Annotated in this window: 13 protein-coding genes; 10 read left to right on the top strand and 3 right to left on the bottom strand. The window is 70.7% G+C overall.

Going from position 1 to position 17,215, the window contains the following annotated elements:
- The 8 genes from FPZ41_RS35555 to FPZ41_RS35520 form a co-directional block, all read left to right on the top strand.
- A partial coding sequence (locus FPZ41_RS35555) for a sensor histidine kinase (protein ID WP_407698861.1) occupies window positions 1-3,668 on the top strand: 3,668 nt, incomplete at its 5' end.
- Window positions 3,669-3,677: 9 nt separating this feature from the next.
- A complete protein-coding gene (locus tag FPZ41_RS35550; protein WP_010984127.1) occupies window positions 3,678-4,091 on the top strand; it encodes a roadblock/LC7 domain-containing protein in 414 nt (137 codons plus the stop codon).
- Between the two features lie 108 nt (window positions 4,092-4,199).
- Complete coding sequence (locus tag FPZ41_RS35545; protein ID WP_152867699.1) at window positions 4,200-4,598, top strand: DUF742 domain-containing protein; 399 nt, start codon at window positions 4,200-4,202, stop codon at window positions 4,596-4,598.
- Window positions 4,579-5,154 (top strand): GTP-binding protein, encoded by a 576-nt coding sequence (locus tag FPZ41_RS35540; RefSeq protein ID WP_322621133.1) that lies wholly within the window; start codon window positions 4,579-4,581, stop codon window positions 5,152-5,154. Before FPZ41_RS35545 ends, FPZ41_RS35540 begins: the two co-directional genes overlap by 20 nt.
- 386 nt (window positions 5,155-5,540) lie before the next feature.
- On the top strand, window positions 5,541-8,726 hold the full coding sequence (locus FPZ41_RS35535; protein ID WP_322621132.1) for a sensor histidine kinase: 3,186 nt from the start codon (window positions 5,541-5,543) through the stop codon (window positions 8,724-8,726).
- Between the two features lie 10 nt (window positions 8,727-8,736).
- Window positions 8,737-9,150 carry a roadblock/LC7 domain-containing protein gene (locus FPZ41_RS35530; RefSeq protein WP_033321188.1) on the top strand — a complete coding sequence of 138 codons (414 nt, stop codon included), beginning with the start codon at window positions 8,737-8,739 and terminating at the stop codon, window positions 9,148-9,150.
- A gap of 97 nt (window positions 9,151-9,247) precedes the next feature.
- Complete coding sequence (locus FPZ41_RS35525; protein ID WP_322621131.1) at window positions 9,248-9,832, top strand: DUF742 domain-containing protein; 585 nt, start codon at window positions 9,248-9,250, stop codon at window positions 9,830-9,832.
- Entirely contained in the window at window positions 9,813-10,394 is a 582-nt protein-coding gene (locus FPZ41_RS35520) for a GTP-binding protein (RefSeq protein WP_006375305.1), read from the top strand. The genes FPZ41_RS35525 and FPZ41_RS35520 overlap by 20 nt, the downstream gene beginning before the upstream one ends.
- A gap of 175 nt (window positions 10,395-10,569) precedes the next feature.
- On the opposite strand, the gene FPZ41_RS35515 is transcribed toward FPZ41_RS35520, so the two are convergent.
- The 3 genes from FPZ41_RS35515 to FPZ41_RS35505 form a co-directional block, all read right to left on the bottom strand.
- Window positions 10,570-10,758 (bottom strand): acyl-CoA carboxylase subunit epsilon, encoded by a 189-nt coding sequence (locus tag FPZ41_RS35515; RefSeq protein WP_131558333.1) that lies wholly within the window; start codon window positions 10,756-10,758, stop codon window positions 10,570-10,572.
- Window positions 10,759-10,826: 68 nt separating this feature from the next.
- Window positions 10,827-12,410, bottom strand: coding sequence for an acyl-CoA carboxylase subunit beta (locus tag FPZ41_RS35510; protein ID WP_152867697.1), 1,584 nt, complete (start codon window positions 12,408-12,410; stop codon window positions 10,827-10,829).
- 154 nt (window positions 12,411-12,564) lie between these two features.
- Window positions 12,565-14,949: a polysaccharide lyase 8 family protein gene (locus FPZ41_RS35505; protein ID WP_152867696.1), complete on the bottom strand. Its 2,385-nt coding sequence runs from the start codon at window positions 14,947-14,949 to the stop codon at window positions 12,565-12,567.
- A gap of 242 nt (window positions 14,950-15,191) precedes the next feature.
- Between FPZ41_RS35505 and FPZ41_RS35500 the strand changes: the two genes are divergently transcribed.
- Together FPZ41_RS35500 and FPZ41_RS35495 are read left to right on the top strand one after the other, a co-directional pair.
- Entirely contained in the window at window positions 15,192-15,812 is a 621-nt protein-coding gene (locus tag FPZ41_RS35500) for a YceI family protein (protein ID WP_152867695.1), read from the top strand.
- A 66-nt stretch (window positions 15,813-15,878) separates the two neighbouring features.
- On the top strand, window positions 15,879-17,215 hold a 1,337-nt coding region (locus FPZ41_RS35495), incomplete at its 3' end, for a hypothetical protein (RefSeq protein WP_152867694.1).

Below are 17,215 nucleotides of genomic sequence, written 5' to 3'. Positions count from 1 at the left end.
CGCCGCCCCCGCCCAGGCCGAAGAGCAGCCCGAGCAGCCCCGGTTCGCGAATAGCACTGCGTAACTGGCGCATCTCGACCCGCCTCGTCTCGCTGCTCGCGCTCCCCGTGGTCGCCGCCACCTCGCTCGGTGCGCTCCGCATCAGCGACAACGTGGACGACATCCAGCAGCTCGACAACATGCGGCTGCTGACCGACATGACGAAGCAGGCGACCGAGCTCGCCGCCGCCCTCCAGCAGGAGCGCGACCTCTCGGCCGGCCCGCTCTCGGCAGGCGGCGCGGCCACCGACCCCACGATCAAGGGCGTCCGCGACAAGACGGACACGGCCCAGCGGCAGTTCCTGCGGGCCACCCAGGAGATCGACGACGCCAGCTCGGCCGGTCAGCTCACCGGCGTCCGAGACAGCCTCGTGGGCATCGCGACCGAACTGGGCCAGCTCACCAACATCCGCCGGGACGCCTACCAGGACGGCGAGAACGCCACGCTGACCGTCGAGGCGTACCACCGGCTCATCTCCCAGCTGCTCAACCTCTCGCAGGACATGGCGGAGGCCACCAGCAACCAGGAGATGATCTCGCGCACCCGCGCCCTCGCCGCGTTCTCCACGGCCAAGGAGTACGCCTCCGTACAGCGCGCGGTCATCGCGGCGGCGCTGCCGGCGGACAACAAGAACTTCGGCGAGCTCTCCGAGAGCGACCGGCAGTACGGACTTTCGGCGCTGACCAGTGAGGGCTCCGAGACCGACAGCTTCGGCAACATCTACGGCCGGGACCGCGCCGAGGAGCTGATGCGGCCGATCAGCGACGGAAGCCCGACCATCAAAGCGGTCGACGACTACGCCAAGCGCGTGCTCGACAACCGGAACGGTCTGCGCTCGCTGGACAAGCGTTCGTACCGGGACTGGGTCGACGACGACTCGGTCAAGATCGAGCAGATGAAGAAGATCGAGGGCTCGCTCCTGGAGGAGATGGAGCAGACCGCCCGCCAGCTGCGGAGCGAGTCCGAGCGCGAGGCGATCATCTCCGGTGCGCTGATCCTGCTCGTCCTCGGTATCTCCCTCGTCGGCGCCTTCGTCGTGGCCCGCTCCATGATCCGCTCGCTGCGCCGGCTGCAGGACACCGCGACCAAGGTGGCCCAGGACCGGCTGCCCGAGCTGGTCAAGCAGCTGTCCGAGTCCGACCCGCAGGACGTCGACACGTCCGTGGAGACGGTCGGCCTGCGCTCCAAGGACGAGATCGGCCAGGTGGCCGCGGCCTTCGACGACGTGCACCGCGAGGCGGTCCGTCTCGCCGCCGAGCAGGCCCTCCTGCGGGGCAACGTCAACGCGATGTTCACCAACCTCTCGCGCCGCTCCCAGGGTCTGATCCAGCGCCAGCTGTCGCTGATCTCCGAGCTGGAGTCCCGCGAGGCCGACCCGGACCAGCTGTCCTCGCTGTTCAAGCTCGACCACCTCGCCACCCGCATGCGCCGTAACGGTGAGAACCTCCTCGTTCTCGCCGGTGAAGAGCCCGGCCGCCGCTGGACCCGCCCGGTCCCGCTGGTCGACGTGCTCCGCGCCGCCGCGTCCGAGGTGGAGCAGTACGAGCGCATCGAGCTGTCGGCCGTGCCCTCCACCGAGGTCGCCGGCCGGGTCGTCAACGACCTCGTGCACCTGCTCGCCGAGCTGCTGGAGAACGCCACCTCGTTCTCCTCGCCGCAGACCAAGGTCAAGGTCACCGGTCACGCGCTGCCCGACGGCCGGGTGCTGATCGAGATCCACGACACCGGTATCGGTCTGTCCCCCGAGGACCTCGCGTCCATCAACGAGCGGCTCGCCTCGCCGCCCACCGTGGACGTCTCCGTCTCCCGCCGCATGGGTCTGTTCGTGGTCGGCCGCCTCTCGCAGCGCCACGGCATCCGCATCCAGCTGCGCCCGTCCGACTCCGGCGGTACGACCGCGCTGGTCATGCTGCCGGTCGACGTCGCCCAGGGCGGCAAGAAGCCCACTCCGGGCCAGCCGGGCATCCCCTCCGGTGGTCCCGCCGCCGCGCAGGCCTCGGCCGGTGCGGCCGCCGCACGCCGGGGCAACCAGCCGGGCGCGGGCGCTCCCGGTGGCCGGCTCGGTGCCGCTCCGCAGCGCGGGCAGGTGGGCGCCGGACAGGGTCCGCGGGCCGCGCTGCCCGGCAGTGACCAGGACAGCCGTCCGGGCGGGCCCGGTGGACCGCGTGGTCCGCAGGGTGCTCCCCCGGCGCCGGCCGGCGCGGGTGCCGGTGGGTTCTTCGGCGGTCAGGCGGCGCCGGGTGCCCCGCAGGGCCTGCAGGCCGCCGGGACCGGTGCGCCGCAGAACTTCTTCGAAGACGCCTCCGGGCGCCAGGGCGGCTTCGCCGGCGGCGGCTCGGGCCTGCGTCCTCCGGGCGGCTCGCCCGGCGACAACAGCTTCAGCGCGTCGCGTCAGGGCGGCTTCGGCGAGGGCGACCCCTCGGCGGAGCGCGGCTCCGGTGCCGTACCGCCGCAGCAGCCCAAGGAACGGTCCGGCAGGCGTCGGCCGCAGCTGCCCGGGCGCGGTGGTCCGCGCGCCGAGCTGCCCGGTGGCAACCCGCAGCAGCGCACGCCGAGCTGGAGCGACGAGAACGCGCAGCCGCCGGTACCGCGCGCCTCGCTGGACGCGCCGCGCGGCCACGAGGAGCCGCGCTACGACGACCGTCAGGGCCCGGGGGCGACCGAGGAGTTCCCCCGGATCGACGACCATCAGAGTCCCGCCGTCACCTCCGAGTTCCAGCGTCCCGACTTCGACGCGCCGCCGCCCGACCTCCCGCAGAACGGTACGGGGCAGTTCGTCCGCTCCGACGTGTTCGGCGGCCCCGCCCCGTCCGCGGCCGGGGACCGGTACCCGGCGCCGGGCCGTGGGAACCCGCAGGACACGGGCCAGTTCACGGCGCCCGGCTACGACGCCGGCACGGGCCAGTTCGGCACTCCCGGCTACGGAGACCGCCAGGACCCCTCGTCCACGGGCCAGTTCGAACGTCCCCAGGCGGGCGGCGGCGCCGACTTCGGCGCTCCCCGGGCCGCCATGCCGCAGCGTCCGCCGGCGCCTGTGCAGCGGCCGCAGGAGCCGGACAACAGGGGCGCCGCGCAGCGGCCCGATGAGGGGCGGGGGTCGGGCGACGGGTGGGACCTGCCGCCCGCGCCGAGCCCCGGTGACGGCCGCACACCGCTGTACGACACGCTGGAGACCAACTGGTTCCACGGCGGTCCGCCTTCCCGGCCGGGCAACAGCAACGGCAGCGGTCCGGGCAACGGCTCCATGCCGTCGCAGCCCTCCGCGGCCGGCCGCGCGCCGGCGGGCAACGGCGGTCCGGCGGGCAACGGCGGTCCCGGCGGTCCGGCCGGCTCCAGCTGGCGCGCCACCCCCAACGACGAGCTGGTCCGTCAGGCCGAGCGCGTCCGTCAGCCGTCGGCAGGCGGAGTCACCACCTCCGGCCTGCCGCGCCGGGTCCCGCGCGCGAACCTCGTGCCGGGCACGGCTCAGCAGCAGCAACAGCAACAAAGCGGTCCGCAGATCTCGCGTGCGCCCGATGACGTACGCGGCCGGCTGACCAATCTCCGTCGGGGCATCGCCCAGGGTCGCCAGGCCGGTACCGGCCAGACCGGCAGCTTCCCGAGCCCCACTCACCAGCAGGAGCGTTAGTTGAGCCAGATGAGCCAGGCGGCACAGAACCTCAACTGGTTGATCACCAACTTCGTGGACAACACCCCCGGGGTGTCCCACACCGTCGTCGTGTCCGCCGACGGACTCCTTCTGGCGATGTCCGAAGGCTTCCCCCGTGACCGAGCCGACCAACTCGCGGCCGTCGCCTCGGGTCTCACCTCGCTCACGGCCGGGGCCTCCCGGATCTTCGAGGGCGGGACCGTGGCCCAGACGGTGGTGGAAATGGAGCGCGGCTTCCTGTTCCTGATGTCCGTCTCGGACGGGTCGTCGCTGGCGGTCCTCTCCCACCCGGAGTGCGACATCGGCCTCGTCGGCTACGAGATGGCGCTGCTCGTCGACCGCGCGGGAGCGGTGCTCACGCCCGACCTGCGCGCCGAACTGCAGGGCAGCCTGCTCCACTAGACCCCACCCCCCGCTGCACCACCACAAACCGTCCGGCCGCCATCAGTCCCCCCACCGGCCCCCTCAGACGGCTCGACTGACCGACTTGCTGTCCCGCCCGGAGGATCCATGACCCCGCCCACCGCCTCATCTGATCCGTACGCAGCGTCGTACGGGGACGAGGGCGACCAGCCGCTGGTACGGCCGTACGCGATGACCGGCGGCCGGACGCGGCCGCGCTACCAGCTCGCCATCGAGGCGCTGATCAGCACCACGGCCGACCCGGCAGCGCTCATGGGGCTGCTCCCCGAGCACCAGCGGATCTGCCACCTCTGCCGTGAGGTCAAGTCCGTGGCCGAGGTGTCGGCCCTGCTGTCCATGCCGCTCGGTGTGGCGCGGATCCTTGTCGCGGACCTCGCCGAGGCCGGACTCGTCGCGATCCACCAGCCCGGCGGCGACGAGAACGCCGGCGGCGCACCGGCCGTGACACTGCTCGAAAGGGTGCTCAGTGGACTTCGCAAGCTCTGACGCGGGCCGGGCGACCACCTCCGCGAAGATCGTGGTGGCGGGCGGCTTCGGCGTGGGCAAGACCACGTTCGTGGGCGCCGTGTCGGAGATCAACCCGCTGCGTACCGAGGCCGTGATGACGTCCGCGAGCGCGGGCATCGACGACCTCACCCACACCGGGGACAAGACCACCACCACGGTGGCCATGGACTTCGGACGCATCACCCTGGACCAGGACCTGATCCTGTACCTCTTCGGTACGCCCGGCCAGGACCGCTTCTGGTTCATGTGGGACGACCTGGTCCGCGGCGCGATCGGTGCCGTCGTCCTGGTCGACACCCGCCGCCTCGCCGACTGCTTCCCCGCGGTCGACTACTTCGAGAACAGCGGACTGCCCTTCGTCATCGCGCTCAACGGATTCGACGGGCACCAGCCGTACACGCCCGAGGAGGTCCGCGAGGCGCTGCAGATCGGACCGGACGCGCCGATCATCACGACGGACGCCCGGCACCGCTCGGACGCGAAGTCGGCGCTGATCACGCTCGTCGAGCACGCGCTGATGGCCCGCCTGCGGTAGAGGCGCACCGACCGGTACCCGGAGCGCACTCAAGTCGAGAGCCCCATACGCTAGTTGTCGTAGATACACCGGCGCCGGCTGTGTCGTTTGACACGGTCGGCGTCAGTGTTCATAACGTTTCGACAGAGAAATAGGGTGGTGCGGCCACGCGTCGCGGTCGACCGGTGTCGCTGCGTCCACCATCGACCCGCTTTTTGCCGTGGCTCGCTCGTTATGACCGTTTTATCTAGGACTTACATCACGCGGAATTATCACTTCCGGGTGTTTGGAAGTGTGCGGACTGACGTGCTGGAATGCCTGAACTGCCCAATAGTCAAAGACGTACCAGGGCGTTGGAGTCACCCGCGGCACGACCTAGGTGCCGGCGCCGAGAGGTTGTTGGTCGAGTGAGGCGAAGCAAGCGCAGTCCCGAGCCGTCGGCACGGGGCAACTTCACCCCGCCGCCGCGCGGGGCGACACCTGCACAAGCGTCCGGCCCGGAGCCGACGGTCACGCCGCCGCCGAGCGGCAGCCGGCTCTCCCCGCGCAACTGGCGGGTGCCCACGCGCCTGAACGCGATCCTGCTCATACCCGTGGTGGTCGGCCTGGTCATGGGCGGCTTCCAGGTGAAGGGCTCGATCGACACGTGGCAGGAGGCGAGGGACGCCGAGAAGGTCGCGACGATCGTGGTGGCCGCCGAGGACTACGCCACGGCGATCATCAACGAACGTGACGTCTCCGCGCAGCCGCTGCTGTCGGGCGACCGGAACAACGAGACCGTCCAGCAGGCCCGTGACTTCACCGACGAGAAGGCCGATGCCTTCCACAAGGAAGTCGTCGGAATGCCCGCCAAGCAGGGTCTGGAGCGCCGCCTCCGGCTGGTCGAGGAGGCGGAGCCGGGGCTGGAGCAGCTCCGGCAGGCGGCCTACACGCGGTCGATGGACCCGACGAAGACCGAAGAGGGCTACGTCGAGGTCCTGCGCCTGCTGATGGAGTTCTCGAACGAACTCGGCCTCGGCACCGGGAACATCACGGCCTACGGCCGCACGGTCTACGCCCTCGCGCTCTCCAAGAGCGCCGCCTCGCTGCAGCGCTCCATCGGCACGCACCTGCTGGTCAAGCCCAGCACCGACGAGACGGTCCTCCGGCAGCAGCTCACCGCCTTCACCTCGTACGCGTACCTGGAGAACATCGCCGTCCAGGAGTACGTCTCCGGCGGCACCGAACAGGACGCCAACCGCCTCAAGCAGGTCATGGCGCAGAAGACCGAGGAGGGCAAGAAGCAGCTGGCCGAGGCCGCGCAGCAGGCCCAGGCCGAGGGCAAGACCGTGGTCGCCCCGCCCTCGATGACCGAGATGATCCAGGCGATCGGCAGCGGTCGGACGCCCGCCCAGCTCGCGCAGCAGGGCGTCACCCCCTCCACCTGGATGGCCGCCTCCACCCTCAAGTTCGAGGGCTACAGCGAGGTGGAGACCGAGATGATCAACCGCGCCGTGGACGACGCGGGCCAGATCGCCTCGAACGCCCAGCGCAACGCCTACATCAACGGCGCCGTCGTCATCCTCGCCCTGCTCGCCGCGTTCATCCTCGCCTCGCTCATGGCCCGCCAGATGAGCCGCTCGATGCGCCAGCTGCGCAACGCCGCCTTCGGGGTCGCCGAGCAGCGTCTGCCGATGCTGGTCGACCAGCTCTCGCGCGCCGAACCGGGCCGCGTCAACACCCGGGTCGTGCCCATCCCGATCACCTCCACGGACGAGATCGGCGAGGTGGCCCGCGCCTTCGACCAGGTCCACCGCGAGGCCATCCGGCTCGCCTCCGAGCAGGCCATGCTCCGTGGCAACATCAACGCGATCTTCACCAACCTCTCGCGCCGCAACCAGTCGCTGATCGAGGGCCAGCTGACCCTGATCACCGACCTGGAGAACAACGAGGCCGACCCGGACCAGCTGGAGAACCTCTTCAAGCTGGACCACCTGGCGACCCGTATGCGCCGCAACGGCGAGAACCTCCTCGTCCTCGCCGGCGAGGAGCCCGGCCGCCGCTGGGACCAGCCGGTCCCGATGGTCGACGTCCTGCGCGCCGCCACCTCCGAGGTGGAGCAGTACGAGCGCATCGAGCTGTCGGGCGTCCCGGAGGCCGAGATCCACGGCCGCGCGGTCACCGACCTCGTACACCTGCTGGCCGAGCTCCTGGAGAACGCCACGACGTTCTCCTCCCCGCAGACCAAGGTCCGCGTCACCGCGACCCGTCTCCCCGACGGCCGCGTCATGATCGAGATCCACGACAAGGGCATCGGCCTCACCGCCGAGGACTTCGCGGACATCAACCACAAGCTGGCCAACCCGCCGACCGTGGACGCCGCGATCTCCCAGCGCATGGGCCTGTTCGTGGTCGGCCGCCTCTCCGACCGGCACGGCATCCGCGTCCAGCTGCGCCCCTCGGGCGAGCAGGCCGGTACGACCTCCCTGGTCATGCTCCCGGACGTCATCACCCACGGTGGCGGTGGCGAGCAGCAGCAGTCGCGCGAGGAGTTCACCGTCTCGCAGATCGTTCCGGAGCAGTCTCTCCAGTCCCCGTCCCCCGAGTCGATGCGCACCGCGGCCGAGCTCGGCTTCGACGACAGCCGCTACCTCGATGTCCCGGACGACCTGCGTGACTTGGACCCCGTCGGCCGCTCCCTGATGCGTGAGGAGCGCCGTGCGGCCCTGGAGGCCCAGACCCACGGCCAGGACCGTTCGGAGGCCATCGAGCCGCCCCGGTACGGCGACGACTTCCAGGCCCCGACGCAGCCGTCGTACGGCGACGGGCGGACCGCGTTCCTCGACCAGCCGACCGGTTACGACCAGCAGACCGCGTACGAGGAGCCGCAGCAGGCGTCGTACGAGAAGAAGTACCCCTCGCCGTTCGGTGGTGTACCGCAGGGAGGGGAAGCCTTCACGTCGAACGACGGCTACCCCCAGCCGAGTTATCCGGAGCCGGTCCAGGAGCAGCAGCAGGCGGCGCACGCCCCCGCTCCGGAGGCGTTCCCGTCCTTCGACGCGCCCTCCTATCAGGATGACTGGCCGCAGCAGGGCAACTACCAGAGCCCGTACGCGTCCGAGTACGCTCCGGAACCGGAATCCACGCAGGCCGATGACGCGAAGGAGCCGGACCGCGTAGGCTTCGACCGTCCGGGACCGGCCCCCTCCGCCGTCCACGAGCTGACCGACGCCGGGCTGCCCCGCCGCGGATCCCCCGCGAACGGCACAGGCATCCCCCAGCACGTGGCACAGGAACCGCCGGCGGCAACGGAGCCGCCCGGCGACTGGCGGTCCGCGAACGACGAGCGGTGGCAGCAGGCATCGCAGCTCCGGAAGCCCAGGGCGGGCGGGGTGACCTCCTCCGGCCTGCCGCTACGGGTGCCCAAGGCCAACCTGGTCGAGGGGGCCGCCGAATCGACCCCACAGGGAGGCCCACAGGTCTCCCGCGCTCCCGAGGACATACGGGGCAGGCTGAGCAACCTGCGCCGCGGTGTCCAGCGGGGACGCAAGGCAGGCAGTGAAACGAACGGCCAGGGCTTCGGTCCTGACAGCACCTACAACCAGGAGCGTTAGTGTGAGCCCGATGAGCCAGGCGGCACAGAACCTGAACTGGTTGATCACCAACTTCGTGGACAACACCCCGGGGGTGTCCCACACGGTGGTGGTCTCCGCCGACGGACTCCTTCTGGCGATGTCCGAAGGTTTTCCGCGCGACCGCGCCGACCAGCTCGCGGCCGTCGCGTCCGGACTGACCTCGCTGACCGCGGGCGCCTCCCGCATCTTCGAGGGCGGCAGCGTCAACCAGACGGTTGTGGAGATGGAGCGAGGGTTCCTCTTCATCATGTCCATCTCCGACGGTTCGTCCCTCGCAGTCCTTGCACATCCGGAAGCGGACATCGGCCTCGTTGGGTACGAGATGGCGCTTCTGGTCGACCGTGCCGGTACGGTCCTGACACCCGATCTGCGAGCGGAGCTCCAAGGGAGCCTGCTCAACTAGCAGACACTCGGTGCGTTTTGGCGTCCCGGGGCCGTAAGGTTTCGGGACGCGGCTTCCACAACGTCGGATGCCCGGCACAGTCGGAGGAGGAGAGAAAGTGGCAACACCCCCAGGCGGTTCGTCCTCGGGCAACTGGTCCTACGGCTTCGGCCAGGGCCACGGCCAGGGTGAGCAGAACCGGTACAACTTCCCCTCCACACCGAGCCAGCAGCGCCGCCAGCCGTACGCGCCTCCCGGCCCCCAGGGTCCGGGCCCGTCGCCGTACGACCAGCCGCCGGCGCCGCCCATCCAGCCCGTGCAGCCCCAACGCCGCACCCCTGAGCCGGCGCCCGCAGGGGCGTCGAACCCTCTGGTGCGCCCGTACGCCATGACGGGCGGCCGCACCAGGCCCCGCTACCAGCTCGCCATCGAGGCGCTGGTGCACACCACCGCGCAGCCGCACCAGATGCAGGGCCAGTTGCCCGAGCATCAGCGCATCTGCAACCTCTGCCGAGAGATCAAGTCGGTAGCCGAAATCTCCGCGCTGCTGACCATCCCCCTCGGCGTGGCCAGGATCCTCGTCGCCGACTTGGCGGAAGCAGGCCTGGTCGCGATCCATCAGCCCGGCGGCGACGAGAACGCCGGTGGCCAGCCAGACGTGACATTGCTCGAAAGGGTGCTCAGTGGACTTCGCAAGCTCTAGCGGAGGGCCTTCCCGCTCCACCACCTCCGCGAAGATCGTGGTGGCGGGCGGCTTCGGCGTGGGCAAGACCACGTTCGTGGGCGCCGTCTCGGAGATCAACCCGCTGCGCACCGAGGCCGTCATGACGTCCGCGAGCGCGGGCATCGACGACCTCACCCACACCGGGGACAAGACCACCACCACGGTGGCCATGGACTTCGGACGCATCACCCTGGACCAGGACCTGATCCTGTACCTCTTCGGCACCCCGGGCCAGGACCGCTTCTGGTTCATGTGGGACGACCTGGTCCGCGGCGCGATCGGCGCGATCGTGCTGGTCGACACCCGCCGCCTCGCCGACTGCTTCCCCGCGGTCGACTACTTCGAGAACAGCGGACTGCCCTTCGTCATCGCCCTGAACGGCTTCGACGGCTCGCAGCCGTACAACCCGGACGAGGTCCGGGAAGCTCTCCAGATCGGTCCGGACACGCCGATCATCACGACGGACGCCCGGCACCGGGCCGATGCGAAGTCGGCGCTGATCACGCTCGTCGAGCACGCGCTCATGGCCCGCCTGCGGTAGCGCTCCGCCTGTACGCGAGCAAGGGGGCGCCCTCCGAAGCGGAGGGCGCCCCCTTGCTGTTACAGGGGCGCGGGGAACTGCGCGAGCAACCACGACAGGCCGGCAGCCAACGAACAACCCGCGCTCGACCATACGAACGGGCCCCCTCCAAGCGGAGGGGGCCCTTTCGTGATGCTCAGCGCCAGCTGTGAGGCGCCCGGAAGCCCCCCTCGCGCTCAAGGCGGCGCCAGCCCGCCTTGAGGCGCCCACGGTGGACGGGCGCCGGGGGCTGTGCGGCGGCGCGGGCCAGCAGGACGGCCGTGATCGCAGCGACTTCCTCGGGCTCGGCGTGGCCCTTCTCGACGCGGATGTCAGGCAGGTTCATGGGTTCAGTCTCCGTGGATGAGGTTTCCGCGGGAGTACCGCGAAGGATCCGCTGGGTTACCGGCAGGACTACTGCGGCGGGTTGCCGTGCTTGCGGGAGGGCAGGTCGGCGTGCTTGGTGTGCAGCATGGCCAGGGAGCGGATGAGGATCTCGCGCGTCTCCGCGGGGTCGATGACGTCGTCCACGAGGCCGCGCTCCGCCGCGTAGTACGGGTGCATCAGCTCGGACTTGTACTCCTTGACCATGCGCGCCCGCATCGCCTCGGGGTCCTCGGCCTCGGCGATCTGCCGGCGGAAGATGACGTTGGCCGCGCCTTCCGCGCCCATCACCGCGATCTCGTTGGTCGGCCACGCGTAGGTGAGGTCCGCACCGATGGACTGGCTGTCCATGACGATGTACGCACCTCCGTAGGCCTTGCGCAGGATGAGCGAGATCCTCGGCACGGTCGCGTTGCAGTAGGCGTACAGCAGCTTCGCGCCGTGGCGGATGATCCCGCCGTGCTCCTGGTCGACGCCCGGGAGGAACCCAGGCACGTCCAGGAACGTGATGATCGGGATATTGAAAGCGTCGCACATCTGGACAAAGCGTGCAGCTTTTTCCGACGCCTCGATGTCCAGGACCCCGGCCAGCGACTGCGGCTGGTTGGCCACGATGCCCACCACCTGACCGTCCAGGCGGGCCAGGGCGCAGATGATGTTGCGGGCCCAGCGCTCGTGGACCTCCAGGTAGTCCCCGTCGTCGACGAGTTCCTCGATGACCTTGGCCATGTCGTACGGGCGGTTGCCGTCCGCCGGGACCAGGTCGAGGAGGACGTCGGAGCGCCGGTCCGCCGGGTCCGTGCACTCCACGCGCGGCGGGTTCTCCCGGTTGTTCTGCGGGAGCAACGACAGCAGGTAGCGCACCTCGTGGATGCACGTCTCCTCGTCGTCGTAGGCGAAGTGGCACACGCCGGAGGTCTCGGCGTGGACGTCGGCGCCACCGAGGCCGTTCTGGGTGATCTCCTCACCCGTGACCGCCTTGACCACGTCCGGGCCGGTGATGAACATCTGCGAGGTGTCGCGGACCATGAAGACGAAGTCCGTGAGCGCCGGGGAGTACGCCGCACCGCCCGCGCACGGGCCCAGCATCACGGAGATCTGCGGGATGACACCGCTCGCCCTGGTGTTGCGCTGGAAGATGCCGCCGTACCCGGCGAGGGCGCTGACGCCCTCCTGGATACGGGCGCCCGCGCCGTCGTTGAGGGACACCAGCGGCGCCCCGGCCGCGATGGCCATGTCCATGATCTTGTGGATCTTCGTGGCGTGGGCCTCGCCCAGCGCGCCGCCGAAGATACGGAAGTCGTGGGCGTACACGAAGACCGTGCGGCCTTCCACCGTGCCCCAGCCGGTGATGACGCCGTCCGTGTAGGGCTTTTTGGCCTCCAGGCCGAACCCCGTCGCCCGGTGCCGGCGCAACTGCTCGACCTCGTTGAACGAGCCCGGGTCGAGCAGGAGCTCGATGCGCTCCCGCGCGGTCAGCTTGCCCTTGGCGTGCTGCGCCGCGGTCGCCTTCTCGCTGGGCCCGGCCAGCGCCTGCGCCCGGATCTCGTGCAGTTCGGCCACCCGCCCGCGCGCGTCGGTCGGCTCGCTCGGCGCATCATCCAAAACGGTCATGTAGTGACCTTACGAAGTGCAGCAAGAAAAGCGGGCCGTCGACTCCGTACAGTCTCCGGCCCGTTTTCCTGGTACCCCTGAACAGAACCAACGCCTTGTACAGCCGATCCGACTGCTCAGAGGGCCTCCGCGTTGTGGGGGTCACACAAAGTGGTCAGCCGAGAACCACCTCACAACGATGGGTCGCGCATACCGCCCCCGGAGTGACACGGAGGCGCAGACGGCCGCCGCCCGCCTCCAGCGTCTCGACCGAGGGGTCCGCGCGGACGACGCGTCGCACGGGACGGTCCCAGGTGATCTCCAGGGTCTCGCCGGTCCGCGGCGGTTCGCTCACGCAGAGGGTAGCGGTACCGCCCCGGCGGTGGACCAGCACACTCGCGGGTGCGGTGGCCGCGAGGGAGCCCGCGACGCCCGGAGCCCAGAAGTTCGCGGCCGTCAGGCCCAGGGAGCCGACGTGGACCGCCTGGCGGTGGGCGTCGTTGGCGAGGACGGACAACCAGTGGCGGTCGGCGGCGCGGGCGGCGACCTGGTGGCGGGAGGCGCCCGGCATCAGGACGTACAGGTACCTCTCGTCCGCCGGGTCCGTGCCGTGGTCCAGCCAGAGGGTCTGCCAGCGCCGGGTACGCCGCTCACTCGTACTGGTGGTGTTGATGTCGGACCAGGCACCCGTGCGCTCCTCCCGGAGGGTGCGCAACTCGCCCCCGTCCGGGAACACCCATCCACCGTGGCCTTCCAGGTGGGCCCAGCCCCGCCGGACGACGAACTCCGGCTCGCCGTCCTCCCCCAGGTTCCGGTTGTCGACCACGGTCTCGACGGGCACCCCGTCGGTGCAGGTGATGCCGGCGCCGAGGCAGATGACGGCGTCCGCGACACAGAACCACGACTTGCGGGCCTGGAGCGTGGAGCCCAGGCCCCTGAGGTGCTGGCCGATCGCCGCGTACGTGCCGTCCGTGGTCCCGCCGACCCACCGTGCGGCGGGCCTGGGCTCGCCCCACTCTCCGCCCTCCTTGTCGGCGAGGCGCTTGGTGGAGACCGTGATGCCGGGCAGGCGGTACCAGTCGACGGTGGGCCAGAACCAGTCGGTGTACTGATCCAACTGATCAGGCTGAACGGGCTGAACGGAGCCGTTGGACCGGTGGGATTTCTGCCCCGGTCCCGAGGGCCACCAGAGCGTCATCCCCGCGCCCGTGTGCCAGCCGCGCGGGTTCTCCCCGTTGCCGCACTCGTAGTGCGCGATCCGTTCGGAGGCCATGGCGATGTTCGCCACGAAGCCGGGGCGACGGTGGACGGCGCGGTCCATGGCGGCGAAGAGGTGGTGGCCGACGGGGTCGGTCGCGGCCGGCACGGCGGACCTCGCGACCGTGTGCAGCCGGGCCAGGTCGGCGACCTCGAACTGGCGGGCCGTGAGGATCGGCGTCACCGTGCCCCGTTCGATCCAGCCCTTGATGCGCCCGTACCAGCGGTCGCGCTCGGGGGCGCCGGCGCACTCCGCCAGGAGGGTCATCGCGGCGATGAGCGCCTGCCCGTGGAAGTGGTCGCTGCGCATCACGTGCCGGTCGTCGCCCTTGAGGTGGCCGCGGCTGATGGCACGGCCGTTGACGCTGTCCATGACCAGGCCGTCGTGGATGAGGGGCGCGTATGCGCGCTCGACGCTGTCCAGGATGATCTGTTTGTTCGGGTCGGTCACCTCCCAGCTCGACCCGGCGAGCAGCGTGAAGAGCCGCCCGAGGCCGTCGAGCAGCACCTGCCCGTACGTCCCCGAGTACGCCACCCAGGTGTGCTGCACGAACGAGCCGTCCGCGTACAGCCCGTCCCCTTTCGTGACGTACGGGAAGACCGGGGAGAGGGCGTCCCGCGCCAGCGCGATCTTCTCGGGGGCGCGGCCGAGGACGCCCCGGAGGGCGACGGAGCGGCAGAGGTCGACACGGTTGGCGCCGGTGGAGGTGCCCGAGTAGTCGCGGAGCACGGAGTCCGGGATGAAGTGGTCGACGGCCGCGCAGGCAGCGGCCCGCTGGTCGTCGGTCAGTTGGTCGTGGAGGGCGGCCACGATGTCCGTCAGGAGGCGGGGGCTGCCGATCTGCCACTCCCACCAGTTGCCGTACGGGGTGGTGGACAGGTTGTAGACCGTCGTGGAGAGGTGGTCGAGTCCGCGCCGGACGTCCGCGAGCAGCCCCTCGTCGCCGGTGAGGCCGCTGCCCTCCTGTAAGTACGCCTGCGTCATGGTCCACAGGCGGCTGTAGCTCCCGGTGATGCCGGAGGGCGGGTCGAAGGGATGGCCCGGCCAGAGGGAGGTTGCCGTGGGCGCCATCGCGGCCCGGAAGGCGCGGGCGAGCTCGCCGGTCTCTCTCAGACGGGTCGCGTAGGGCTCGGCGGCCGGGTCGTAGCCGGTGCCCAGGGCGATGTCGAGCCAGCGGTGCCGGAGGGTGTCGTACTCGTCGTCGGAGGTGTTCGGCGCGGGGGCGGCGTGCCCGAGGGGCGCTCCGGCGGCGGTCGCCGTCAGGGCGGCCGCGAGCAGGAGGGTGCGGCGCTTGAGAGTCATTCCTTGCCCTGTACCACCTCTTCCGTCACGTTGGAACCGTTTCCGTCACGCGGGAACCGTGCGTCAGCCGATCGGCGCGCGCCAGAGAAACCGGCGCGCGCCAGAAAAAAATATGACGCGCAAGAAGTTGAAAGCCGAACGGGAATGGGTCTACGGTGGGCTCTGTTGAGGTCGTCAAACGTTCAACAACCTTGACCGCGGCTTCCCGGCGAAACCGCGCCCCGCCTTCCAAGGAGCACGTCATGGGCATCTTCGGCCGCAAGAGCGACACCACCGAGACCACCACCGGCACGGCGCCCGCCACGGCCGTGAACCCCGACCTCGCGGCGCTGACCGGCGAGTACACGATCGACCCGGCCCACTCGACCATCGGCTTCGTGGCCCGCCACGCCATGGTCACCAACGTCAAGGGCGGCTTCCTCGACTTCTCGGGGTCGCTGCACCTGGACGGCACGGACCCGGCGCGGTCCACCGCCTCGATCGACGTCACGATGGACAGCATCGACACGGGCTCGGCCGACCGCGACGGTCACCTCAAGAGCGCGGACTTCTTCAAGACCGAGGAGTTCCCGACGATGGAGTTCCGCTCCACCAAGGCGGAGGCCCTCGGCGGCGACGACTACCGCATCACCGGTGACCTCACCGTCCTCGGCACGACCAAGCCCCTGACGATCGACCTGGAGTTCAACGGCTCCGCCAAGGACCCGTTCGGCAACGAGCGCGTCGGCTTCGAGGGCAAGGCCGAGATCCTCCGCTCCGAGTGGGGACTCACCTGGAACGCGGCCCTCGAGACCGGCGGCGTCCTCGTCTCCGACAAGATCAAGCTGGTCTTCGACATCTCCGCGATCAGGAACGCGGGCTGAACCATGTCGTAGGCGGGGGTGTGCGTTGGGGCGCGGCTCAACTGCGTGCGCGGTAGCTTCGACACTATGAACGCTGCAGTCGCCCGCAGTCTTCTGCGCCTGCTGATGGCACCGCTCGTCGCGGCGCTGGCAGTGCTCTCGGTCGCCGCGTCCGACGCGCACGCGGCCACCGACGTGTCCGAGGTCGCCAACGCCCTGCGCAAAGGCCCCGTCTATGTCGATCCGGCGGCCACCGGCCAGTTGTCCGGGTCGGACGCCCAAGCGCTCGCCAACAAGATCAGGGGCGCCGACAAGCCGATCTTCGTGGCGGTCCTGCCGAAGGGCTACCCGACCGGGAACCTCTTCGCGAACCTCCGCACGGAGACGGGCATCACCGGTCTGTACGGCATCCGCCTCGGTGACCGCTTCGACGCGCGAGCCGACAGCAGCGTGCTGAGCCACCAGGCGGTGAGCAACCTCGTCACCTCGGTCCGCGGCGCGGGCGACGCCAAGGCCCAGCTCAACGACTTCGTCGACGACGCGTTGCGCAGCAACGTCGGCGGTTCGGCACCCTCCTCCTGGAGCGCGAGCGGCGGCAGCCCGGGCATGGACACGGGCACCCTGGCCGCCATAGGCGCCGTCCTCGTGGCGGGCGGCGCGGGCGCGTACGCACTCGTCCGCCTGGGCCGCCGCAGGCAGGAGGAGGAGCGGCGTGCCGCGCTGGAGAAGCTGCGTGTCGTGGTCGACGAGGACATCACCGCCTTCGGTGAGGAACTCGACCGCCTCGACTTCCACCCGGCGGAGGCGGGCGCGGATGACGCCATGCGCGCGGACTACGAGCGGGCGCTGGACGCCTACGAGCAGGCGAAGTCGCTGATGGCCGCGGCCCAGCGCCCCGAGGAGGTGCGCGGGGTCACCCAGGCCCTGGAGGACGGCCGGTTCTCGCTCGCCCTGCTGGCCGCGCGCCGTGAGGGCCGCCCGCTGCCCGAACGCCGCGCGCCCTGCTTCTTCGACCCGCGGCACGGCCCGTCGGTGGCCGACGCGACCTGGACCCCCGACGGCGGCGCCCCGCGTGAGGTCCCGGTCTGCGCGGCCGACCAGGCACGGCTGGCCGACGGCCGGGACCCGATGGTCCGCGAGGTGGACACGGCGTCGGGCCGCCGCCCGTACTGGGACGCGGGCCCGGCCTACGGCCCCTGGGCGGGCGGCTACTTCGGCGGCGGCATCCTGCCGGGCCTGCTCATCGGCACCCTGCTCGGCAACCTGATGGCCGGCCCGTCCTACGCCGCGATGTACGGCGCCGGCTACGGCGACTTCGGCACCGGCGGCTACGAGGGCGGGGACGTCTCCGGCGCGGACTTCGACAGCGACGACTTCTCCGGCGGCTTCGGCGGCGGGGACTTCTCAGGGGGCGACTTCGGGGG

This window comes from Streptomyces acidicola (genome assembly GCF_009377235.1).
GTDB classification, from domain to species: Bacteria; Actinomycetota; Actinomycetes; order Streptomycetales; family Streptomycetaceae; genus Streptomyces; species Streptomyces acidicola.
The sequence above is the reverse complement of the archived record's forward strand: the minus strand, read 5'-3'. Positions and strand labels throughout refer to the sequence as shown.

Bases quoted from the DNA above. Each gene is read 5' to 3' on its own strand.
- FPZ41_RS35500 (WP_152867695.1), top strand. From the start codon at position 15,192: ATGGGCATCTTCGGCCGCAAGAGCGACACCACCGAGACCACCACCGGC.
- FPZ41_RS35545 (WP_152867699.1), top strand. From the start codon at position 4,200: ATGACCCCGCCCACCGCCTCATCTGATCCGTACGCAGCGTCGTACGGG.
- FPZ41_RS35530 (WP_033321188.1), top strand. From the start codon at position 8,737: ATGAGCCAGGCGGCACAGAACCTGAACTGGTTGATCACCAACTTCGTG.
- FPZ41_RS35510 (WP_152867697.1), bottom strand. From the start codon at position 12,410: ATGACCGTTTTGGATGATGCGCCGAGCGAGCCGACCGACGCGCGCGGG.
- FPZ41_RS35550 (WP_010984127.1), top strand. From the start codon at position 3,678: ATGAGCCAGGCGGCACAGAACCTCAACTGGTTGATCACCAACTTCGTG.
- FPZ41_RS35515 (WP_131558333.1), bottom strand. From the start codon at position 10,758: ATGAACCTGCCTGACATCCGCGTCGAGAAGGGCCACGCCGAGCCCGAG.
- FPZ41_RS35505 (WP_152867696.1), bottom strand. From the start codon at position 14,949: ATGACTCTCAAGCGCCGCACCCTCCTGCTCGCGGCCGCCCTGACGGCG.